At 64.2% G+C, this 22,198-nt stretch carries 22 protein-coding genes; 12 read left to right on the top strand and 10 right to left on the bottom strand.

Features of this window, described 5'->3' with window-relative positions:
* Nucleotides 1–104 precede the first annotated feature (104 nt).
* The 7 genes from BRESU_RS09955 (at nt 105) to BRESU_RS09985 (ending at nt 9,074) form a co-directional block, all read left to right on the top strand.
* Nucleotides 105–3,827, top strand: a complete 3,723-nt coding sequence (locus tag BRESU_RS09955) for an SIR2 family protein (RefSeq protein WP_013269416.1) — start codon at nt 105–107, stop codon at nt 3,825–3,827.
* Nucleotides 3,828–4,117: 290 nt separating this feature from the next.
* Entirely contained in the window at nt 4,118–4,894 is a 777-nt protein-coding gene (locus tag BRESU_RS09960; protein ID WP_013269417.1) for an alpha/beta fold hydrolase, read from the top strand.
* A gap of 563 nt (nt 4,895–5,457) precedes the next feature.
* The gene (locus BRESU_RS09965; protein WP_245528558.1) at nt 5,458–6,231 is read left to right on the top strand and encodes a helix-turn-helix domain-containing protein; all 774 of its coding nucleotides are present in this window, start codon (nt 5,458–5,460) and stop codon (nt 6,229–6,231) included.
* Between the two features lie 137 nt (nt 6,232–6,368).
* Nucleotides 6,369–7,886 (top strand): acetaldehyde dehydrogenase ExaC, encoded by a 1,518-nt coding sequence (gene exaC, locus BRESU_RS09970; RefSeq protein WP_013269419.1) that lies wholly within the window; start codon nt 6,369–6,371, stop codon nt 7,884–7,886.
* A gap of 520 nt (nt 7,887–8,406) precedes the next feature.
* Nucleotides 8,407–8,670, top strand: a complete 264-nt coding sequence (locus BRESU_RS09975) for a DUF2171 domain-containing protein (RefSeq protein ID WP_013269420.1) — start codon at nt 8,407–8,409, stop codon at nt 8,668–8,670.
* Between the two features lie 6 nt (nt 8,671–8,676).
* On the top strand, nt 8,677–8,886 hold the full coding sequence (locus BRESU_RS09980; RefSeq protein WP_013269421.1) for a hypothetical protein: 210 nt from the start codon (nt 8,677–8,679) through the stop codon (nt 8,884–8,886).
* Nucleotides 8,883–9,074 carry a helix-hairpin-helix domain-containing protein gene (locus BRESU_RS09985; RefSeq protein ID WP_013269422.1) on the top strand — a complete coding sequence of 64 codons (192 nt, stop codon included), beginning with the start codon at nt 8,883–8,885 and terminating at the stop codon, nt 9,072–9,074. The genes BRESU_RS09980 and BRESU_RS09985 overlap by 4 nt, the downstream gene beginning before the upstream one ends.
* A gap of 246 nt (nt 9,075–9,320) precedes the next feature.
* On the opposite strand, the gene BRESU_RS09990 is transcribed toward BRESU_RS09985, so the two are convergent.
* The gene (locus tag BRESU_RS09990; protein WP_013269423.1) at nt 9,321–10,058 is read right to left on the bottom strand and encodes a hypothetical protein; all 738 of its coding nucleotides are present in this window, start codon (nt 10,056–10,058) and stop codon (nt 9,321–9,323) included.
* A gap of 262 nt (nt 10,059–10,320) precedes the next feature.
* On the opposite strand from BRESU_RS09990, the gene BRESU_RS17400 reads away from it, so the two are divergent.
* Nucleotides 10,321–10,779 carry a hypothetical protein gene (locus BRESU_RS17400; RefSeq protein ID WP_156796142.1) on the top strand — a complete coding sequence of 153 codons (459 nt, stop codon included), beginning with the start codon at nt 10,321–10,323 and terminating at the stop codon, nt 10,777–10,779.
* 213 nt (nt 10,780–10,992) lie between these two features.
* Nucleotides 10,993–11,166 (top strand): hypothetical protein, encoded by a 174-nt coding sequence (locus BRESU_RS17405; protein WP_013269424.1) that lies wholly within the window; start codon nt 10,993–10,995, stop codon nt 11,164–11,166.
* A gap of 26 nt (nt 11,167–11,192) precedes the next feature.
* Here the strand turns inward: BRESU_RS17405 and BRESU_RS17170 are convergent, their stop codons facing one another.
* Nucleotides 11,193–11,348 carry a DNA methylase gene (locus BRESU_RS17170; RefSeq protein ID WP_013269425.1) on the bottom strand — a complete coding sequence of 52 codons (156 nt, stop codon included), beginning with the start codon at nt 11,346–11,348 and terminating at the stop codon, nt 11,193–11,195.
* 1,132 nt (nt 11,349–12,480) lie between these two features.
* Here BRESU_RS17170 and BRESU_RS09995 point away from each other — a divergent pair.
* Entirely contained in the window at nt 12,481–12,873 is a 393-nt protein-coding gene (locus tag BRESU_RS09995) for a helix-turn-helix domain-containing protein (protein WP_013269426.1), read from the top strand.
* A gap of 34 nt (nt 12,874–12,907) precedes the next feature.
* Here BRESU_RS09995 and BRESU_RS17805 read toward each other — a convergent pair whose 3' ends face one another.
* The 3 genes from BRESU_RS17805 to BRESU_RS10005 all read right to left on the bottom strand — a co-directional run bounded on the left by BRESU_RS17805 (nt 12,908) and on the right by BRESU_RS10005 (nt 16,039).
* Nucleotides 12,908–13,006, bottom strand: coding sequence for a peptidoglycan-binding domain-containing protein (locus BRESU_RS17805; RefSeq protein ID WP_013269427.1), 99 nt, complete (start codon nt 13,004–13,006; stop codon nt 12,908–12,910).
* Nucleotides 13,007–13,786: 780 nt separating this feature from the next.
* Nucleotides 13,787–14,413, bottom strand: a complete 627-nt coding sequence (locus BRESU_RS10000; RefSeq protein WP_013269429.1) for a tyrosine-type recombinase/integrase — start codon at nt 14,411–14,413, stop codon at nt 13,787–13,789.
* Between the two features lie 123 nt (nt 14,414–14,536).
* Nucleotides 14,537–16,039 carry a CoA-acylating methylmalonate-semialdehyde dehydrogenase gene (locus BRESU_RS10005; protein WP_013269430.1) on the bottom strand — a complete coding sequence of 501 codons (1,503 nt, stop codon included), beginning with the start codon at nt 16,037–16,039 and terminating at the stop codon, nt 14,537–14,539.
* Between the two features lie 141 nt (nt 16,040–16,180).
* Here BRESU_RS10005 and BRESU_RS10010 point away from each other — a divergent pair, with 141 nt between their 5' ends.
* Both BRESU_RS10010 and BRESU_RS10015 read left to right on the top strand, forming a co-directional pair.
* Nucleotides 16,181–17,806 carry a flavin-containing monooxygenase gene (locus BRESU_RS10010; protein ID WP_013269431.1) on the top strand — a complete coding sequence of 542 codons (1,626 nt, stop codon included), beginning with the start codon at nt 16,181–16,183 and terminating at the stop codon, nt 17,804–17,806.
* The gene (locus BRESU_RS10015; RefSeq protein ID WP_169308018.1) at nt 17,793–18,686 is read left to right on the top strand and encodes an alpha/beta hydrolase; all 894 of its coding nucleotides are present in this window, start codon (nt 17,793–17,795) and stop codon (nt 18,684–18,686) included. Before BRESU_RS10010 ends, BRESU_RS10015 begins: the two co-directional genes overlap by 14 nt.
* A gap of 7 nt (nt 18,687–18,693) precedes the next feature.
* Here BRESU_RS10015 and BRESU_RS10020 read toward each other — a convergent pair whose 3' ends face one another.
* Genes BRESU_RS10020 through BRESU_RS10040 form a run of 5 tightly spaced genes read right to left on the bottom strand, consistent with a single transcriptional unit; the run spans nt 18,694 to nt 22,127 of the window.
* Nucleotides 18,694–19,479: an enoyl-CoA hydratase/isomerase family protein gene (locus BRESU_RS10020; RefSeq protein ID WP_013269433.1), complete on the bottom strand. Its 786-nt coding sequence runs from the start codon at nt 19,477–19,479 to the stop codon at nt 18,694–18,696.
* Nucleotides 19,476–20,666: a lipid-transfer protein gene (locus tag BRESU_RS10025; RefSeq protein ID WP_013269434.1), complete on the bottom strand. Its 1,191-nt coding sequence runs from the start codon at nt 20,664–20,666 to the stop codon at nt 19,476–19,478. Before BRESU_RS10025 ends, BRESU_RS10020 begins: the two co-directional genes overlap by 4 nt.
* Nucleotides 20,663–21,094 (bottom strand): Zn-ribbon domain-containing OB-fold protein, encoded by a 432-nt coding sequence (locus tag BRESU_RS10030; RefSeq protein WP_013269435.1) that lies wholly within the window; start codon nt 21,092–21,094, stop codon nt 20,663–20,665. The genes BRESU_RS10025 and BRESU_RS10030 overlap by 4 nt, the downstream gene beginning before the upstream one ends.
* 10 nt (nt 21,095–21,104) lie before the next feature.
* A complete protein-coding gene (locus tag BRESU_RS10035; protein WP_013269436.1) occupies nt 21,105–21,653 on the bottom strand; it encodes a MaoC family dehydratase in 549 nt (182 codons plus the stop codon).
* 27 nt (nt 21,654–21,680) lie between these two features.
* Nucleotides 21,681–22,127: a MaoC family dehydratase gene (locus BRESU_RS10040; RefSeq protein ID WP_013269437.1), complete on the bottom strand. Its 447-nt coding sequence runs from the start codon at nt 22,125–22,127 to the stop codon at nt 21,681–21,683.
* Nucleotides 22,128–22,198: the final 71 nt, after the last annotated feature.

Consider the following 22,198-nt stretch of genomic DNA (forward strand, 5'->3'; position numbering starts at 1 on the left):
CAGTACGCGAACCCCGGTCGATGCATTGTTGCTGAACGAGGTCAATAGCACCTGCCGGAGCATCGAAATCTCATTTGGTTCTCAGTTGAGCTAAGATCCATCGCATGAAGTTCTTCGCTGACGGTCCAGACATTCCGGATGACCTGCTAATCGCTCGCGACTTGGGGGACGTCGTATTCTTTTGCGGAGCAGGCGTATCGCTGGCGCGCGCGAACCTCCCCGACTTCCCTGGGCTTTTGCGGCAGGTCATTGAGGGACTCGGCGCGGCTCAGAATAGCCCTGCGCGGGACGAGGCCCTGTCAGTTGATCGACGCTTCCGGTTGTTGGAACGGGAATTCGAGACCAGTGAAGTGCGTGAAGCCGTAGCCGGTCGGCTTGTTGTCGACCCTCTGGTGGATCTGACAGCGCATAGAACACTTCTGGATCTAGCCAGGTCGAACACGGGCGTCGTGCGGTTGGTCACCACCAACTTCGACAGTCTGTTTGAGCTCGCCGATCCGACATTGGCGTGGTCCGCACCGCCCAGGTTGCCCGATCCGCACAATGACACCGATTTCAGCGGCGTGGTGCACATCCACGGACGTAGCGACGCCGTGAACGGCGTTGCGCCTGAGCTGGTTCTGTCCAGCGCCGATTTCGGACGTGCCTATCTGTCCGACGGCTGGGCTACACGGTTCATCCGCCGACTGCTGGAGCGGTTCCAGGTCGTCTTTGTGGGCTATTCCGCCGAAGATCCGCCGGTCCAATACCTGCTGGAGGCTCTCGACCTGCCGGCTGGCGGACGAAAAAAGCTGTACACCTTCGAGAACGCCGAGAACGGAGACGCCATCGGGCTCTGGGAACACAAGGGTGTCGAAGCGATCCCCTACACCGGGGACTACGCGACTCTATGGAACACGCTTGAGACGTGGGCCGACCGGGCTCGCGACCCCGCAGGATGGGTTCGCGCTCTGCTCGCGACTGCGGCTCAGGGACCAGAAACGCTCACGCCGCATCAACGGGGCCAAGTGGCTCACCTGGTCAGTACGCGAGAAGGGGCCAAGAGCATCGTGACCGCTGAGGCGCTTCTGCCCTCCGCTTGGCTAAACGTCTTTGATCCCACGGGCCGGTATGCGACGCCTGAAGGCCGGTATGGTGATCCGACGGCCCCTCGGTTCGATCCGTTCTCGGTTTTTGGCCTAGACTCCGACCTTGTTCCCCCGCCGCCGGATCCGGAGAATTGGCTCCAGAATCGAGAGCCCCCCGCCGACGCCTGGGACGGATTTGCGACAACTCGCGCGGACCGAACCGACCCGGACGCGCAAGCTCTGGCGGGGGTCACGGCCGACCGACCCTGCCCGTTGCCGCCGCGTCTCGGACAACTCAGCGTCTGGATTCGCAACATCGCCCATCAACCCGGCACTCTGGCTTGGGCCGCACGCCAGGGACGCCTGCATCCCGACATTGAAGACGGCATCGACTGGAGGCTGCGGACACAGACCGCAAATTTCACCCCTGCGTTGCGCGAGGGCTGGCGAGCGCTGTTCCGGACATCGCGGCGGGGTCGGAACGATGTTGACCGCGCCGAATATGAGTTGCGGGCTCTGGTCGCCGCCGACGGCTGGTCTCAAACCCTCGTCCGAGCCTGGGTTCATCTGTTTTGTCCACGGCTCACCGCAGATCCCGCCGTCGAGGTAGGTCGCGCGCCGCTCGAAATTGAGCGAGTGGGCGACGTTCTCAGGCTCGATGTCGACTATCCACGACCTCATGAGACGCATGCCCCACCGGACGAGTTCGTTCCCTATGCGGCTGAGTGTTTCCGGACCAACCTTGACCTGGCCGTGGCGCTGGAGCGTGAGGTGCGGGGCCGAGAAGGCCTGTACCTGACCACCAGTCGAACGGATGACGGCGGCCTGGTGGACGATGACGCGTTCGGCGTCACGGGGGTGCTGGTCACCTTCCAGCGGCTATTCCAGAGGCTGGTTCATATCGATCGCGATCGCGCGCGGACGCAGGCCGGCAGCTGGCCGATTGACGACCATCTGTTCGGTCGCCTGCGGATATGGGCGGCGGGCCTGCCCGGCCTTCTAGCCGGCGATGAGGCGGCGGATGCGTTCCTGGGTCTGGGCGAGCGAATATTCTGGAGTTCCGAGCATCAACGCGACCTTCTGTTCGCCTTGCGTGACCGATGGCCGGACATACCACCAGAGCGCCGCACCCGACTGGAGCAGCGAATTCTGACGGGGGCCTTCCCCTATGGAGGCGAGATGGAGGCCGATCGCCAAGATGAATACGCCGCCTATGACCAGCTGAACCGGATCGCCTGGTTGTCAGCGGCTGGAGTCGCGTTCAGCTTTGATGCTGACGCGGAGATCGCACAGCGCCGCCTCATCGATACCGACTGGCGGCCGGAAGCGGCGGCGGAGGCTGCGGCATCAAATGCACCCGAGGTCTACAGCATTGCTACAGACACCGATCCCTCCCCCTTGGCGGCTCTTCCGCTCAAGGATTTGTTCAATGCCGCTGAGGAGGCGGCCCGCCCGCAAATACGCGACCGTGTCCGCCGCCAACCCTTTGCGGGTCTGTCCGCTTCCGATCCTGGCCGAGCTCTGGCGGCGCTCACGTTGGCGGGCAGGCTGGGCGGAGCGCCGGATTGGGCTTGGAGCGATTTTCTGCGCAGCGACACACGCGCGAATGACCGAGACCGGTTGTTTGAGACCATCGCGCGTCGTTTGGTCCGCCTGCCGGAGGCTCGCCTTCTCGCCATCGCCTACCCGGTGTCGGAGTGGATGTCCGAGAATGCAGCGCGGCTCAATGCGGCGCCGGCGTTAGACGATGATCTTTGGCGGGCGTTGACGTCGGCGTTGCGCAACAATCCCGCCGATGCCGACGCTCGGCGCGTCGGGCGTTCATGGGCGGACGAGGCGCTGAACGCCCCGGCCGGGCGCCTCTTCCAGTTTCTAATGGCCGATCCGTCGAAGGACCAGTTGACCGCTGGCGACGGCCTTCCCGAACGTTGGGCTAGTCGGCTCGAAACCCTGTTGAACCTGCCGGGCGCGCTGGCGAGCCAGACCATGGTGATGGCGGCCTTCCAACTGACGTGGCTATTCCATGTTGATCCGGACTGGGCATCCACCCGGATACTACCGGCCATGGCGGCCGACAGCGCACTAGCGACGCCTTTCTGGGAAGGATTCCTGTGGGCGGAGCGGTCTCCCAGTGACGCTCTTCTGGTTCATATTAAAGAGCCGCTGCTTGCTCGAGCAAGGCTTACCGACCCGTCACGGCGAGACCGGATACTCGGCGGCATGTTGCTCGATGCCTGGGGGCGCGCACTGCATCCCGACCACACAGGCCCCGCCGTCACAGCGGTCGAGTTGCGCGAAGTCCTGATCCATACCGACGACGATATGCGCCGCGATCTGCTCTGGACCTTGTCACGATGGGCCTCGGCGGAGGACGCGATCTGGGCGGACCGCATCGGGCCGTTCCTACGGGACGTCTGGCCACGCCAACGCGCCGTCAGAACGCCGGGCATGGCCGCCCGGCTAGTCGACCTCGTCCTCTCGGTCCCAACCCATTTCGCGAGCCTCGTGCCTCTTGTACTGCCCCGCCTCGTTCCACTCCGGCGGTATGAGAGCCAACTGGACGGGCTCGATGAGGGAGACCCCGGTGACCTGGTTGAGCGGCACGCCCTTGAGGTGCTGGATCTGCTCTGGGTAGTGCTCGGAGAAGACTCTGAGGGTTGGCCCTACGGTATTGGCCTGGTTCTCGAGCGCCTTGCGGTTCAATCAGCGGTGGCTGGCGACACTCGCCTTTCGGAACTACGGCGCCGATTGCAGGGGTGAGAGTTTGCGGCACCACGGAGGCTAGTCGATCTCCGAAAGCGGACGTCGTCAAAGACCGCAATGAGTCAAAAGCGGCGGTTGCCCCAATGTCTCAGAAGCGCCATGACCGGACATCGACATCAGTCCCGAAAGCAGACGTTCAGCGTGTCGATCGTTAAAGGTTCGCTGCCGACCCTCACCGGAACTTACGGCCGACCCGGTAAGTGCAACCGATTGCACCACTCGTGGCTTTAAGCTGGCTGGCCAAAAGCCAACATTGACCCTCCATCTACAGCCATCGTGGTAGCCGCATGACCCTGCACTGTGAGCGCATAGGCAGGGGGCCGCCTCTCCTTTTGGTCCATGGCCTTGGTGGAAGTTTGCGGTCATGGGATACAATTTCGAAGCCGCTCAGCCGCTCACGGGAACTGATCCTGATCGACATGCCCGGACATGGCAGGTCGCCGCCGGTTCCGGGACGCCAGACCATCTCCGCCTATGCGGACGCTCTCACGAAATTCATCGAAGCTGAGCAGCTGGGAGCGGTTGACTTGGTTGGCAGCTCCGTGGGCGCCCGCTTGGTGTTGGAGCTTTCCCGTCGCGGCGTTGGTCGCCACTGCGTAGCCCTGGATCCGGGTGGCTTTTGGCGAGGCTGGGAGACGAAGTTCTTCCAGATCACAATCGCGGCGTCCATCGGGCTTGTCCGAGGTCTCCAGCCGGTGATGCCATTCCTGTCGCGCCATGCCGCCACACGGACGCTGCTGCTGGCGCAGTTGTCCGCCAGACCCTGGGCGCTAGCGCCTGATATCGTGCTGACAGAGATGCGAACCTTCGCCGCCACGACGGTTTTCGACGACATGGTGCAGGAACTGGCGACCGGCCCCTTGCAAGCTGGAACCGCGCTTACGCCCGGCCGTGTGACAATCGGCTGGGGCCGGAAGGATCGCCTTCTGCTGCCGCGCCAAGCCTATCGGGCCCAGACCGCCTTCCCGAACGCTGAGCTACGCTGGTTCGACAGGTCCGGCCACTTCCCCCATTGGGACCAACCCGAAGAGACGGTGCAGGTCATACTTCAGACGACAAGCTGACGATGCCCGGCTGGTCCCGACCCATTGCGGACCTTCTACCCGCCGGGCACCATCGGCCAATGGACGACGTATCGCCGATAGTCCGCTTCCTACGTTCAACTGGCGCTGGCCAGCGGCTGCTCCGCGCCACTTTCGGGCTCGGGAGCTGCGGGCTCGGAATGTCTGCTTTGGGTCGAGAGCTGACCAAGGCTTAGGGGTGGAAAGCAGACGTTCACCTACGCAAGCGACACAGTGCGTTTGCCTTCAACCTCTCACGCCTCCTTGCACCAGCGCGGCGTTTTTCTTTGCCGGCGCGTAGAAAGGTGCAAGGCTAACGCGGCACTGATCGCAACATCTGCTCCACCCAGCCGGAAGGAGAGACGATGGCCAAGGATCCAGAACCCGACCACCCCGACCGCGTCCGCCGCACGCTCGACGATGCCGCCGGACCCGCCCGCTCGGCGCTAGCGGCGTCGTGGCGGCGATCGTTGACCGTCCATGGGCTGGCACCGGAGGACAGAGGACGCGCCCGAACTGTCACGGACCGGCAACTACAAGAGGCGCGCCAGGCAATGGAGCCCCTGATGCTTGCGGCCCAGCCCGTCCTGGATCGCCTGTTCCTGGCGGTCGGTGACACCGGCTGCTGCGTTCTTCTAACGGACGCGCAGGGGATTGCCGTCGACCGGCGGGGTGCCGCGGTCGATGACGAGATCTTTCATCTGTGGGGTCTTTGGCCGGGGTCCGATTGGTCCGAGGCGGCCGAAGGCACCAACGGGATCGGCACGGCGCTGGTCGAGCACCGCGCGGTGACCATCCACCGCGACCAGCATTTCCACACCCGCAATACGGCGCTCAGTTGCACCACTCATCCAATCCACGATCACCTCGGGCGACTGGCAGGAGCGCTGGACGTATCGTCCGCGCGCGCGGACGCCACCGCAATCATGCTGGGTTTGATCTCCAACGCGGTCGGCGACGCAGCGCGCGCCATCGAGACCCAGGCCTTCCGACAGGCCTTCGCCGATGCTCGCATCGTCTTGGCCGGAGGCGGGGTCGCCGACGGGGCCGACCGATCGGCCGCCCTGCTGGCTGTGGATCGCGACGATCTGGTAATCGGGGCCACCCGCGCCGCTCGCGTGGCACTCAAGATCACCGACGCCCGGATCGCGGCCCAATTGCCGGCCTCGGACCTTCTAGGGAGCGCCGCCGAGACCGATTTTTCAGACTCAGAACGCGGAGCGGTCCGCCGGGCCCTGGCCCGATCAGGCGGCAACGTCTCCGCTGCGGCTCGCGCCCTTGGCGTCAGTCGCGCCACCCTGCACAGGAAGCTGAACCGTCTGGGCCTGAGTGGTCACTAGCCGACTGTCTCACACCTGCGACAGGTTTGCGTCGCACCATCACGCCTTCATCTAGCGCAACCGGAGGCCGAAGCGCTCTGTGTGTCCAACGACGACGCCAACAAACCGGCGCGACCTGGAAACAACGGAGACCTCAGATGACCAAGCCCGAATTCGTCCGCGCTGTGACGCCCAAGTTCAAACCCCGCTACGAAAATTTCATCGGCGGTGAATGGGTCGCGCCCGTGGCAGGCCGCTATTTCGAGAATACCTCCCCGGTGAATGGTCGCGTCCTCTGCGAGGTCGCCCGGTCGGACGCCGCCGATGTCGAACTGGCCCTGGACGCTGCGCACAAGGCGAAGGTGGCGTGGGGCAAGTCCTCAGTCACGGAACGGGCGATCATGCTGAACCGTATCGCCGACCGGATGGAGGAGAACCTTCAGGCCATCGCCGAGGCCGAGACGTGGGAAAACGGCAAGCCCGTGCGCGAGACCATGGCCGCCGACATCCCGCTGGCCATCGACCATTTCCGCTATTTCGCCGGCTGTATCCGCGCTCAGGAGGGCGGGATCTCCCAGCTCGACAACGATACCGTCGCCTATCATTTCCATGAGCCGCTCGGCGTCGTCGGCCAAATCATTCCGTGGAACTTTCCCGTTCTAATGGCGGCTTGGAAGCTGGCTCCGGCGCTCGCCGCCGGCAACTGCATCGTGATGAAGCCGGCCGAACAGACCCCCGCCTCGATCCTGCTAGTCATGGAACTGATACAGGATCTGGTCCCCGCGGGCGTTCTCAACATTGTTTCAGGCACCGGCAAGGAGGTCGGCGAGCCGCTGGCGACCAACCCGCGCATCGCCAAGATCGCTTTCACCGGCTCCACCGCCGTTGGGCAGAAGATCATGGAGTACGCCACCCAGAACATCATACCGGTCACGCTGGAGTTGGGTGGCAAGTCGCCGAACATCTTCTTCAAGGACGTGATGGATCACGACGACGCCTTCCTCGACAAGGCGTTGGAGGGCTTTGCGATGTTCGCCCTCAACCAGGGCGAGGTCTGCACCTGCCCCAGCCGTGCGCTGATCCACGAGGACATCTATGACGCCTTCATGGAGAAGGCGATCGCGCGGGTCGAGGCCATCGTCGCCGGCGATCCCTTGGACCCCGACACCATGGTGGGTGCCCAGGCATCCGACGTGCAGTTGAAGAAGATCCTCGGCTATCTCGAGATCGGTCGGGCCGAAGGTGCCGAGGTCCTGACGGGCGGTGATCAGCCCGAACTCTCCGGCGACCTGGCCGGCGGCTATTACGTCAAGCCGACCATTTTCAAGGGCACGAACGATATGCGCGTGTTCCAGGAAGAGATCTTCGGTCCCGTGCTTTCGGTCACCACCTTCAAGACCTTCGAGGAAGCCATCGAGATCGCCAACGACACCATCTATGGCCTTGGCGCAGGGGTCTGGTCGCGCGACATGAACACCGCGTACCGCGCCGGTCGTGGCATCGAGGCCGGCCGCGTCTGGACCAACTGCTACCACCAGTACCCCGCCCACGCGGCCTTCGGCGGCTACAAGAAATCTGGGATTGGTCGCGAGAACCACCGCATGATGCTGGATCACTATCAGCAGACCAAGAACCTGCTGGTCAGCTACAGCCCTGACAAGCTCGGCTTCTTCTGATCCAGCCTACCTGACCGCTGTGGATCCCCCATAGCGATAGACAGCGGTCAGGTCCTTTGGTGGTGATATCGGTGGCTTTTGATGACGAACCAAAAAAGGTGCGCCTGAACGTCCGGTTGGGTCGAAAAGCAAACCTAAGGGCCTCCGCCGAAAACGGACATTGGCACGCAGCGTGAAATGTCGCCGTCGGGCTCTGGTCGGCTATCGCTCGGGAGTCCAGCGATCCCTGCCCTGTCCGCTCTCAGTGCGATTTTCGCAATGTGCACTGAGCGTCGTCTTCCCGCCAAAGGAAGACCTTCGAGCTTCGACGGCAAATCTCCTTAGGCATCGGCAGTTTCAGCCCTAAGCCTCGGCTGTGGCCCTCCCCCTGAGCTTAGCATCCTACTGCGAGTCTAGTCGGCGGAGCTTCAGCACGATCACCGTCGCAAGCGATCGTCAGCCCCGATGGTGGGGACCCGCCCAGGTCTTGGGAACGTCGCGGTCGGGTCCCCGTTTGCTATGGTATCCCAAGGAGACCGCCATGACCGACCTTTCGCAGATCAAAGAGCACATGGAAGTCATTGGTGCCGACGGCGTCCACCTAGGCACAGTCGACAAAATCGAAGGCGATCGGATCAAGCTCACCAAAGCGGACAGCGGGTCGCACAGCGACCACCACCACTACCTCTCAGGGGGTATGGTCGCCGAGGTCGAAGGCAACCAAGTCCGCCTGTCCGCCAACGCCGATAACGCCGCCCTCCTCGACGAAGAAGAGGCCGGCGGAGCGATCGCCGACCTGAAATAGCGTAACATGACCACTGATAACGCAGCGGTCGCCGCCCGGCTTCTGGCGATCCGCCAGGAGCTAGAAGCGCAGGTTTGGCCGACGGCCGTCGAGGCGGCGCTGTCCGACGACCACGAACGCATCCGCGACTTGGTCAAGCTGAAGGTCGACATCGACGCCATCGATTTCGCACTTGGACATCGCCCAGCCGGGATCCGCGAGGGAAGCCAGATATGATCGACCTCAACACCCCGACGGCTGAGGAGTTCGATGCCATTCAAGGTTTGCGTGGCCATGGCTTCGAGATCGTTCGCTATCGCGAGGAGCGGGGCTACTTCACCAGTCTTCGTCAACGAGACGAGGTACCTGGTCTGGCCGGCAAGACCGACGGCATCGGCGCGCACGCTTCTGTCGAGGCTGGCTGACACAGCTTAAGTCGCCGCGATTATCTCAACGCGGCGAATATCAGCGTTCAGCTTTGGACGGGGAAAAGCGACAGCAATCCACCCGCCTGTGCCGTCACTAGCGTCAGCTTTAAGGTCAGCTCTGCGCCAGAGTGGTCATTCACTGGGCACCAGAGCGACGACATTCAGCCATGCCGTCTGAGCCTGGGAACGTCCGCTTTTCAGTCCGGTGCCCTGCTCCCGACCATTTGCGGACATTGGCGTCCCTCAAAGTGGCTGGTTGATTTGCACCAAGTCGCAGAAGGGATACGCTTCTGGCTCTTCCAACGCGGTTGTGAGCAGCCTCGCCTGAAACCAGCTGTAGGTTACCGGGTTCAGCGGGCCATCCTCGCCCCGCATAAACGCGTCGTAGTGGGTCTCGAAGAATGCCTTCGGGTCTTCTTCGGCCGGAACGGGATCAGGCACGTCGTCCATCAAAGGCGTGATGTTGCCGACGCGCTCAACAACGCGGCCATCCGCGCCCGGCTGCATGGCCCAGAAGGCCACCGCGATGCGGTTGGCTTCCAACTCGCCATCCCACATACCCAGGCTCGCAGAACGGCCCGATATGTCCTGCAGGAAGTGACCCAGTTCATGGGGAGCCATGATGCTATTGAACGTCTCCGAAAACATCTGCTCGGGACTCAGCCCCATCGTGCCCTTGCTCGCCCAGGCCTCGATGACGCCCCGGCTGTCGGTGTCCAGGTCCGCCCAACGGCCCAAATGGATCGATCGATCATCGGGACTGTAGTGAATGTCGATGCTCGATGAGGTATCAACCACTACCCCGGGGGTCGAGGACAAAGCGGTTCCGCAGGCTTCCACAGCGGCAACGAAACGGTCCCGGATCGAGTCGCCGACATCCTGCGCCGGCCCCGTCGTTTGCGCGGAAACGGGGTTTGTAACGCCCGCCAGAGCGATGACGAGAGCAAGGGGCCGCCAGCCTACGTGTCTTAGGATCAGCATGACGGTCCTCCGAGGCTGAACATCGTTTTGGCAAACCCTAGCACGCGGCGTGGTGGATCATAGGTTTCGTCCGCTCCCCACCCCGAACCGTCACCGGGGACGTCCGCTTTCGGGCAAGATGGGGATAGCCGCTATCGACCCATAGCGGACCTCTGGGGGCCGCAGGATCGCCACTCAACAGCCGCTGGAACCCGCCTTGCAGTAGTCCATTGGGATGAGATGTCAGCTGCGCTAGCGTAGCGGACACTGACCGGAGCTTGGCATGAGAACGCGGCTGATCGTTTGCTTGCTCGTGGCATTGACGGGGGTGACCTCCCACTCTGCAGCCCAGAGTTCGCCTTCTGCCGATGAAGTGCGGATATCCGGATCACAGCTTCGAGGACTAGCTCCAGAAGAAGCGCAATCTCTCATTGCCAAATTAGTCGAGGCACAGCAAAATCTTCGCCAAGGTCGCCTTGCTTACTTTGATCTGCTCTCCGGCGCACCCGCATCCTATGAGACGAACGCCACAGCTCCGATGGAAACGTTCCTTGCAGCTGACTTTACAGAGCCATTTTCCGTGCAGCGCTTTCCCGAAGAGAACGCGAGCTGGAAGCCCTATCGATTGATACTGACCCCTAACGGATTGGGTCAGGCAGTTTGGCAGGTCGAGGTCGTTCTCGGCTTTTACGAGCAGATCGAACGGGTTGAAATGTTTTACCGCCCGCCCCCTCCTCATTGAGCCAGACGATACCAAGCGACCCGCCAGCGTTGCGCTACGTCCGCTTTCCACCCCTAGGCCACCGTCCGCTATCGACCCATATCGGACATCCAGGGCGTCCGCTTTTGGAACTCGACCGATCAGGGGGCGTGGGGGTTCAGCATCAGTTCGCCACGAACCACGACCTCCACCGATTTCCGGGCAACCATATCCGGCGCTTGGCCTTGCGAAGGTATGCGTACCTCCGAAGAGTGCCTCGACAAGGCCCACGATCTCGACTGCCGGGCGGCGGAATGCCCCGCGGGCGACATGCGTGACGCCTTCGGCATCATGGCTGTCGACTGGCGCAGGCTGGCCGTGACGGCGGCCAAGCAGGAAGCCTTCATTGCGACGATGATAAAGCTCTAGCGGCCTCGCCGCCCGGCGCGTGCTGCCTAGGCTTTGACGCACACCAGGTTGGCGGTCTTCGCTACGTGGTCCGCCAGGATCTTTCGCGCGATCTCCGGCGCACCCAGCATCGGCAGGGGTTGGCCGAACACCTTCCGCCACATGGCATCCAGTTCGGCGTCGACGGATGAAAGCTCGGCCATCGGGAAGTTACGTTTCCCTCGAAGCGCGCATGAAGCGTGAAGCACGTCTGAGCGGGTGCTCAGCCGCCCGCTACGCGGCGGCCCAAACCTTCGACGAACTGGCTCGGAGAGGTCTGTGTACACATCCCAACCCGTAATCGGCCGTCTTGGCGAGGACCGCTTTCTGTGCGCGCGATGGGACCAAGCGCCACAATAAGCTGCCGGTCAAACCTATTCGCGGATGCTGACGACTGGTTACTAATCCAAAGTTCCGGAATCGGCATCACGCTCGAGCCGATCCGCCCCGGCCTCACATTCCAGGGCATAGTCCGATAGCTGTCTGCGCGTCATGAGATCCGATGCGGTGGCCAAGAGGCGACGGGCCTTTGCCGCTTGAGCGCGGAGCCGTCCAACCTCGTTGTCCATGCTTAGCTAAGGCGAGCGCCAGAGCGTTGTTCCCAATAAAGAAAACTAAGGTTGCTCCACCACTCACGAGCAAGGGCACGGGCGGCCGCTTAAGTGCTGCGGACCACATTGGAACGTCCGCGATGTCGGAGGCTTATGCACTGTGCTGACGCCGCCGACGCCGGCTTTTGTTGCGCCTTTTGAGCGGTGGAGTTCCAGTCCTGAAAAGACCCCCATCCGCGCCGCATGGTGACGCTCCAAGGCTGTTGCACGCGCCAGTCCCGAAGAAGCTCGAAGCCGACAGCCTTTTTCACCCTGCCAATGGCCATCTGCTTGAGCATGTATCGGCCACGTGGGGTGGCTTTGTTGAGAACGCCGGTCAATCTGTTGACCCCGACCGGGTTGCGGCTCAGCATTTCGGAGTGAACGAGGCGCACCTTTCGGCCTGGGTTGTTGCCGGCGGCAAACTCACGTGCGCAGCGATCACGCTCAAGGGCCATGTCTGCCGAGGCGCGCAGCTCTCAACCGTTATCGCAGACCCGCGGGCGTGGAGCGATCATCCCCTAGTTTACTGCCCAACGCACCAGAGCTTGGACCCAACACGTGGTGTGGCAGTCCCTCTAAAAGAATGACGTTTGATCGATTACCCGAAGGCGACGGTTTTCAGCCTATCGGACGTCGTGGGTAAGTGTCAGATGAGTGGTCTGATAGCGGACGGTTTGGTCTCGGATAATCGGTCAGGAAAACAATGGCCCGCAGTCAAGCCGCCGAGGAGCGGCAACAACTAGACGTGCATGTTGGTCGCCAACTCATCGCCGCTCGGACCCTTATGGGTTTGAGCCAGTCCGATGTCGGTCGGTTGGTAGGCGTGACGTTTCAGCAGGTTCAGAAGTATGAGAGAGGCACGAACCGGATTTCAGCGTCGGTTCTGTGGACGCTGGCCGAAAAGCTGAACCTCCCGGTCACTTACTTTTTTGAAGGGCTCGATGAGGGGACGGTAAGGACCCCTGACTTCGTGTTCGCGAGCCTGGGCAAGGTCGGTGTCGAAATGGCGGACGCGTTCGCGAAGTTGAGCCCCAAACGCCAGCGCCTTCTGCTGGATTTGGCAAGGTCATTCGCCAGTTCCGACGACAGCCGATGAAGCCAATGACGCCGAAGCGTTGCCTGGGGGCTTTCTAGAGCGCAGCCATGCTCGCAGGGCCGAACCCCTCGTCTATGGCACCGGCATAGCAGCCAAGTGCCTGCAACCGGCGCTGGAGGTCGCGCACGTCCATGGGTCGTCTCCTGTGATGTGTGGGGGTTGGCGAACGGCGTACGCTGGGCGCCTTCTCAGGCGATGAAGCGCCGCGACCGAGGGGAAGGGGTGTGGATCGGCCTCATGGTCGTAGCCACGCTCATCATGATCGGTTTGACCGTCGGATCATGGGTCTGCAGCCGCACTGGCCGAGGCTGCTAATTTTCTCGCCTTTCAGATAGGGCCAGCCCTGATACCACAGCTAGAAAAGCGACGCTTTGCCCCGCTAGGCATCCGCTCGATTCAGAGGGTCAATGTCGAATAACCAAACACATGATGCGAGGGGTCTTCTATGTGTCCAAGAAGGGCCCCAACTGGAATGTACGGCACCTCGGTGCTGACCTTGATTACAGGACTAAGGTCTCAGCTCTGAATGACGCTATCCACGCCGCAAATGTGACGGGCGCGATGGGCTATGCCGCTGAAGTCGTGGTTCGGGACGCAGACGGGCAGTGGCAGACCGACTGGACTTACGGCCGCGACCGCTATCCGCGAAATGGCTAGGCCGTGGCCTGCGACAGATTGCTAGATTGGTAATCGCCAAACACAGCTGTTCAACCGCGCTCGCCAGCGTTCACCCCGGGCGTCGGTATGCGGTCCGGCCCTTCGGGTCCCCACCTACAAGGAGGCCGGACCGCTCATCCCCTCGGATGGATCCGAGGCGTGGAGGGTCTGCTTTCGGTGCCTGGACAGATGTCCGCTACCGACCCCTACGAGACATTGGGGCAGTCCGCTTTCGGGCGGGCTGCCCCAAGCCGGCTCAAAGGTCGATCTGCTCAGAAATCTGCAGCGCGTCGTCCACTTCGATGCCGAGATATCGGACGGTGCTCTCTAGTTTTCCGTGGCCGAGCAGGAGTTGGCAGGCGCGTAGGTTTCCGGTCTTCTTGTAGATCAAGGCCACCTTCGTGCGTCGAAGGCTGTGGGTGCCATAGGCGCTTGGGTTGAGGTCGATCATCCTCACCCAGGCATCTACCAGCCGAGCGTACTGCCTCGTGCCTATGTGCTGTCCATCTCGGCTGCGACTAGGAAACAGCCAGTCGTCGCGCCGTCGCCCTTGGCGCTCCAGCCAGTGAGCCAAAGCTTCCCTCGCGGCTTCCGTGATCTCGAACGGCACCGGCCTACCGGTCTTTTGCTGCACGATCGTCGATCGTTGCCGAATGACGCCGCCCTGAGCGATGTCGCCGAGCCGGAGCTTGACCAAGTCACAGCCCCGCAGTTTGGCGTCCAATGCGATGTTGAACATCGCCAGATCTCGGATCGATCCGACGGATTTGAGATGCTGTCGGATTGCCCAGATGTGCTTTGGCTTAAGCGGGGCTTTGGCTCCGGTCATTCGGCCAGCGTTCCAAGGCTTGCGGGGTAAACGAAAGAGATCGGGCTGGCTCATGGCCACCTCCCACGATCGACGCCCCCTCGTCAGGATACGCTCCAAACGGCTCAGATGCGCCACGAGCGGACATTCGTCCGATCGTCAAAAGGAGAAGTTCAAGGTGTCACCTAGTTGTGACGGCTACCCCATAGTGGGAATTACGAAGCTGGAGTCCGCGTGCTCGAGTTCGCTGTCCGGCCAGCGGGCGGTGACGGTCTTGGTCTTGGTCCAGAAGCGGACGCCCTCCATGCCGTGCTGGTTGGTATCGCCGAAGGCCGAGCGCTTCCAGCCGCCGAAGGTGTGATAGGCGACCGGCACGGGGATCGGCACATTGATCCCGACCATGCCGACATTGACCCGGGCGGCGAAGTCGCGCGCCGCGCGGCCGTTCTGGGTGAAGATGGCGACCCCGTTGCCGTACTGGTGCTTCGAGGGCAGTGACAGGGCCTCCTCGAAACTGGCGGCGCGGACGATCTGCAGCACCGGGCCGAAGATCTCCTCCTTGTAGGATTCCATCTCGGGCGTGACGTGGTCGAACAGCGACGGGCCGATGAAATAGCCGCGCTCGTGGCCCTGGAGGCTGAAGCCGCGGCCGTCGACCACCAGTTCGGCGCCGTCCTTGACGCCCTGGTCGATCCAGCCCTCGACCCGCGCCTTGTGCTGGGCGGTGACGACCGGGCCGTAGTGGGCGCCGGCGTCGGTGGAGACGCCGACCCGCATGGTCGGGATCTCGGCCACCATCCGCTCGCGCAGTTCGTCGGCGGTCTTCTTGCCGACCGGGACCACGACCGGCAGGGCCATGCAGCGTTCGCCGGCCGAGCCATAGGCGGCGCCCGACAGGTCCTTGATGACCTGGTCCATGTCGGCGTCGGGCAGGACGATGCCGTGGTTCTTGGCCCCGCCCATGGCCTGGACCCGCTTATGGTTGGCCGCGCCCGTCTGATAGACATAGTGGGCGATGTCGGACGAGCCGACGAAGCTGACGGCGTGGACCAGCGGGTGGGTCAGGATGGCGTCGACGGCCTGTTTGTTGCCGTGGACGACGTTCAGCACGCCGGCGGGAGCGCCAGCCTCCATCATCAGCTCGGCCAGACGCACCGGCACCGACGGATCACGCTCCGAGGGCTTGAGGATGAAGGTGTTGCCGACCGCGATGGCCACGCCGAACATCCACATCGGGATCATGGCCGGGAAGTTGAACGGGGTGATGCCGGAGACCACGCCCAGCGGCTGGCGCATCGAATAGACATCGATGCCGGGACCGGCGCCCCAAGTGTATTCCCCCTTCAGCGCATGGGGGATGCCGCAGGCGAACTCGATGACCTCAAGCCCGCGCTGGATGTCGCCCTTCGAGTCCGCGACGACCTTGCCGTGCTCGGACGACAGCAGTTCGGCCAGCTCGGTCATGTTGGCTTCGACCAGCCGCTTGAACTCGAACATCACCCGCGCGCGGCGCTGGGGATTGGTCGAGGACCAGCCTTCGAAGGCGTTCTGCGCCGCCTGCACCGCGCGATCCATCTCGGCCACCGAGGCCAGTTGCACCCGCGCCTGGACCTCGCCGGTGTTCGGGTTGAACACATCGGCGAACCGGCCCGACGACCCGGTGAAGGACACGCCGTCGATGAAATGGTGGATGTCGCGCATGCTGAGCCTCGGATGCCAGGGCTGGGCACGGGCGATCGCGCCAGCGGGTTCCTGCCTGTCCTAGCCACGCGCTCGCCGCTTATCAACACCATCGTTGACGCATGCGCCCGGCCGTGGCAGCTTTTCGGCAGGGAGACCCGCATGGTTGAAGACGTCCGCATCGACATCCTCGTGATCGGGGCAGGCCTGGCCGGACTGCGGGCGCTCCACACCTTCCGGGCGCAGGGCTTCGGCGTTCAGGTGCTCGAGGCATCTGACGAAATCGGCGGCGTCTGGAACTTCAACCGCTATCCCGGCGCCCGCTGCGACGTCGAAAGCTTCGACTACTCCTACCGCTTCTCCGAAGAGCTGGAACAGGAGTGGCGCTGGAGCGAGCGATACGCGAAGCAGCCGGAGATCCTGCGTTACATCAACCATGTCGCCGACCGGTTCGATCTGCGGCGCGACGTCAGCCTGAACACGCGCGTGCGCAGCGCCGTGCTCGATCCGGCGACCAGCCGCTGGCGGATCGAGGCGGAGGACGGCCGCGCATGGTCCGCCCAACGCTTCGTCATGGCCGTCGGGCAGTTGTCGATGCCGAAGGCCACGACCTATCCGGGACAGGACACCTTCGCGGGCCAGGTACTGTACAGCGCGCGCTGGCCGCGCGAGCCCGTGGCGCTGGAGGGCAAGCGCGTCGCGATCATCGGCACGGGATCGTCCGGCGTGCAGATGACACCGATCATCGCAGCCCAGGCCGAGCATCTGACGGTGTTCCAGAGGACGGCAAACTATTCGATCCCCGCCGCCAACGCCCCCGTCTCGGACGCGGAGGATGCGGCGGTGAAGGCGAACTACCGGGCCCGTCGCGAGGCGGCGCGAAACTCGCCCAGCGGCCTGGGGTTTGCGCCCGATCCCCGGTCCGCCGCCGAGGTCGATCCGGACGAGCGTGAACGCGCGTTCGAGGCCGCCTGGAACCGCCTGGGGTTCGGCTTCGCCTTGACCTTCAAGGACATCCTGCTGAACCAGGCCGCCAACGACATCGCCTCGGCCTTCGTGCAGAGAAAGATCGGCGAGCAGATCGAGGACCCCGTCCTGAGGGAAAAATTGGTGCCCCAGGGCTTCCCGTTCGGAACGCGTCGCCCTTCGGTCGACGGGGGTTATTTCGCCACCTTCAACCGACCCAATGTGTCGCTGGTCGACATCAGCGAGACGCCGATCGAGCGCTTCACCCCGACCGGTCTTCGCACCACGGCCGGAGACCTGCCGTTCGACGTGGTCATCTACGCCACCGGCTTCGATGTCTTCACCGGGTCGATCCTGAAGATCGACATCGTGGGCCGCGACGGCCAGACCCTGGGGGACGCCTGGGCCGGCGGTCCGGCCAGCTATCTGGGCATCGGCGTCCACGGCTTTCCCAACCTGTTCTTCGTCGGGGGACCCGGCAGCCCATCGCTGCTCAGCAATGTCATTCTGTCGAGCGAGGAACAGATCGACTGGCTGGCGGCCCTGTTCGACAGCGCGCGACAGCAAGGCGTCGAAGAAATCGAGGCGACAGAGGCCGCCCAGTCCGACTGGGTGGATCACGTCAATGCCCGCGCTCATGAGACCCTCTACATGAAGACGCCGTCCTACTACGTCGGGGCCGAGATGCCGGGTAAGCCCCGCGTCTTCATGCCCTATTCCGGTGGCGTCCGTGGCTATCGCCGCATCCTCGAGAAGGCTGCGGCCCAAGGCTACGACGGGTTCGACCTGCGGGGCGGAGAGGCGATACGTGCCGCCTCCTGACGGGTCGCTGGATCCGGCTCTCGCGAGGTGGCTCGAGGATCCACGGGTGGCGCTCCGGGTGCCGGCGGATCTCGCGGCCTTCCGGAGCGGCGCGAACGGCTATCTCGCCCGGGCACCGAAACCGGAGATCCTGACGGTCGAAAACCTGGAGATCGCCGGACCCGGCGGGCCCCTGCCCCTGAAACTCTATCGGTCGACCGGCGACGCGGACACCGCGATCGTGGTCTTCCTGCATGGTGGAGCCTTCGTCTTCGGCGACCTGGACACCCACGACGCCCTGTGCCGACGCCTGGCCCTGAGCACCGGGCTGACCGTCGTCTCGGTCGATTACCGCCTGGCCCCCGAGCACCCCTACCCCGCCGGTCTCGACGACGCGCTCGCGGCCGTCCGGTGGGTCCGGTCCAACTTTCCCGGTACGCCCCTGGGGCTAGCCGGCGACAGCGCCGGGGCCTGGCTGGCCATCGCGACGGCCCTGCGGTGCGCGGGCGAGCACCCGCCCATCGCGGGGCTCGGCCTCCTCTATCCTGCGATCGACGCGCGGTGCGACAGCGCCTCCCAGATGGCTTTCGGTCGCGACCATATGCTGACGCGCGACTTCATGGCCTGGGCCTGGAGCGTGTTCGCGAGCGAAAGCATGCCCGATCTGACCAAGGTCGACCTGTCCGGCCTGCCGCCGAGCGTGGTGATCACTGCGGGGTTCGATCCTCTTCGGGATGAGGGCCAGGGCCTGATTGACCGGGCACGAGCGGCGGGGGTTCAGGTCGTCGGCCACCACTATCCAGATATGATCCATGGGTTTGCCGGATTGCCTCAAGGCAGCAAACGCGGCGACGAGGCTCTTGATCGACTGTCGGAGGGGCTGGTCTCAGCCCTGACCTGATTGGCGCTCAGAGGCCGCTGAAGTCCGCCGGACGTCGGGCGACGAAGGCCGCGATGCCCTCCTGTCCCTCTGGCCCGGCGATGGCTTCGGCGATGCCTCGGGCCTCGCGTTCCAGCTGTGTCTCGAGCCCGTTCGACAGGGACTGATGGAGCAGAGCCCGCGTGCGCGCAAAGGCGAGTCGCGGCCCCTGGGCGAGTGTCGTGGCGACAGCGAGCGCCTCGGCCTGCAAGGCATCGTCGTCGATCACCCGGGTGATCAGGCCGATTCGTTCTGCCTCGGTCGCATCGATCCGTTCGCCGGTCAACGCGAGCCGCTGGGCCTGGCGAAATCCGACCAGGCGCGGCAGGAGCCATGTCGCGCCGCCATCCGGTGTCAGGCCGATCGCCCCATAGGCCATAGCAAACTTCGCCGACCTGGCCGCGAGGGCGACATCGCCCAGGATAGCCAATCCGAACCCGGCACCGGCTGCTGCGCCATTGATCGCCGTGACCAGCGGCTTGTCCATGCGGGCAAGCCGCGCGACCGCCACGTGCAAGGACGCCGTGAGGCCATCGACGAGGGCGGACGCACCGGTCCCGGTCGCGGCGAATGCTTTCACGTCGCCCCCAACGCAGAAGGCCCGCCCCTGCCCCGTCAGCAGAACCGCCCGCACCGCATCGTCGCTGGCAATGTGAAGGGTCGCTTTCAGAAGACTGTCCGCCATCTCCTGATCGATGGCGTTGCCGCTGTCGGGGCGCGACAGGGTCAGTACCGCGACGCGATCGCGAACTTCGACCTGAACGGCTTCGGTCATCGCTTCAGCACGATGGAGCCGCCATTGGCTCCAAGGCCCAGGACGGCCGACATCGCGATGCGGGCACCCTCGACCTGGCGCTCGCCGGCCCGGTCCTGCAGCTGCCACGCCAGTTCGCAGACCTGCATCAGCGCCTGGGCCGTCGTGGCCTCACCGAACGACAGGAAGCCCCCGCTGGGATTCACCGGCAAATGGCCGCCGAGGGTCAGCTCCCCGGACAGCAGCATTCCATCGGCCTGCCCCGGCTCGAAGAAGCCGAACAGCTCGGGCCAGGCCAGGATGTGCCAAGCGGTGTTGTCGGCGATCTCGACCAAGTCGATGTCGTCGGCCCCGATACCGGCCAGGGCCCACGCCCTGTGGACCGCCGAGACGACCTCGCTGGTGTGCGAAACATCGGGGCGCGGCGTCGCGCCGACGGTGGGGATGCGCGCGGCAGGGTCGCCGAAGCGGCCGGTGGCGATGGCGCTGGCGGCGACCTCGATCATCGGTCCTCCCGCGCGGCGCGCCTGCGCCTCGGATCCGAGGATAACGGCGGCGGCCCCGTCGCTGACCGCGCAGATCTCGAGCAGGTGCAAGGGGTCGCTGACCATGGGAGAGGCCATAACCTCGTCCACGGTCGAGGGTGTCCGGAACCGGGCGTAGGGGTTGAGCGCCCCGTGGCGGCGCATCATGACCGAGGCGGCGGCGTAGGTTTCAGCGGTGGTACCGTGATCGTGCATCCGGCGCCGGGCTTCCATCGCCCAATAGGCCGGATTGGTGGCCCCCATGGTCTTCCAGCGCAGGAAGTCATGATCGGCCGGATCGTCCGCAGAGCCGGGCGGGCGCGGGATGAACCCCTTGGGCATCCGTTCCGCTCCCATGGCCGCCACGGTCTCGTACTGGCCGCTGGCGATCAGCATATGGGCGGTGTGGAAGGCGACGGCCCCGGCCGCACAGGCTCCGCCGACATTGATGCAGGCCAGTCCGTGTTCCGAGACGGCCTGCGTCAGTTCGTTGGCGTGCAGGCCCCATCCCATCCCGCCCTCGAAGCGCGAACTGGCGGCGACCAGCCCCTGCAGGTCGCGCCACTCCAGCGACGCCTCGCCCAGCGCGGCCTTCACGGCATGGATGGCCAGTTCGACCTGGGTCGTTTCCGGCCATTTGCCCCAAGGGTGCGCCCCGACACCCAGCACATAGACCGGCCTCATGCGTCCGCTCTATCGTCGGGAACGAAGCTATGGGTCACGACGGCTGTCCCGGCATCGTCGTTCACAACCAGCGTGGAAAGGCGGAGCGGCATGCCGATCCGGAGATCGTCCGGCGGCGCATCCACGATGCCCATCACCCGCAGACCGTCCTCGACGTCCACGAGCCCCAGGGCATAGGGCTGCCATGGCTCGAGCGCGAACAGGGCCGGCGGTCGGTAACGCTGGATCGTGAAACTGTAGAGCCTCCCGCGTCCGGCGATACGCGCGGGTACCACACGCTTGTCCTGGCACTCCGGATTCCGGCAGCTGACGACCCGGGGATAGTAGAGCGACCCGCAATCCCCGCAGCGGGTGCCCAGCAAGGCCGGCGCCGCCTCGTCCAGTGCGAGCGACTCGCCAACGACGGCTGTGATGGCTTGGTCGGTCATGCGCAGCCCCTCAGAGCGAGAGGATGTCGCGGGTTTCGCGGAAGTAGAGGAGACCGCTGTTCACGTCGGTGACCTCGACCGCATGGCGCACGTATCGCCGGCCGCGCTTCTCGAACTTCTCGGTCGCCCGGGTCGTGATCCGCACGGTCGCCCCGACGGGGATTGGCTCCACGATCTCGGAGTCATGATAGGTATGGATCGAGCCGATCGAGAACGGTCGCGTGGCGTCGAACTGCACCGACAGGACGAAATGCGAGACCAGCAAGGGCGGCACGATCGCCCCGCCGAACGGTGACTCACCCTCGATGTGCCAGCTGTTCATCCGCCAGCCTTCGTACCAGGGATTGAAGTCCTCGACCCCGTCCGAATACAGGATCACCAGCTCCGCGGAGAGGTGGAGGTCGCGCGACAGCTCGTCTCCGATCTCGACCATGTCCCAGTAGGGTCGCGCTTCCGAGGCGAGACCGTCGATGAAGGTGCGCGTCTGTCGGGCCTGAAGGGGGCTCATGGGCTTGAGCGCGTCGGTAGCCGGGCGGTGGGATTGGGTCTGCGGTGTCATGGCATCAGTTCCTTGCAGGGCGCGCGATCAGACGCCGACATCGACTTCGACCCAGCCGGCCGTCTTCTTCTCGCCGGCCTCGTTCTCGGCCCAGACATCGACGATGAAGCGATGACCGCTGCCCTTCGGCTGCTTCTCGCGCACCACGCCCTGGGTCGAGATGATCTCGTCGGCGAAGGTCGACGCGACGTATTTGAGAACCACGCGTGAGCCCTTGAAGAAGGCGGCCCCGAAATGATTGACGCACATCTCGGCGATGTAGGCCGATGACATCTCGCCGGTCTGGATCGGAGCCTTGAGACCGGTCTCAGCGGCATAAACCGGATCCCAGTGGTTCGGATTGAACCGGCCCCACAGACGCGAACCCATCAACTGGATCGCGGCCTTCTTGCGCAGACTCTGCAGTCGGTAGCCGACCGGTGTCGCCGGCGTGATCGCCAGGTCCAGCGGTAGCGATGCCCCAGTGCCATCCATGGCCCACTCCTACTCCCATCTGCGCGACTCTGACGGCCGCTGCCGGGGCGATGATCGCGATGCACGACCGT

It is taken from the genome of Brevundimonas subvibrioides ATCC 15264, from assembly GCF_000144605.1.
Lineage (GTDB): Bacteria > Pseudomonadota > Alphaproteobacteria > Caulobacterales > Caulobacteraceae > Brevundimonas > Brevundimonas subvibrioides.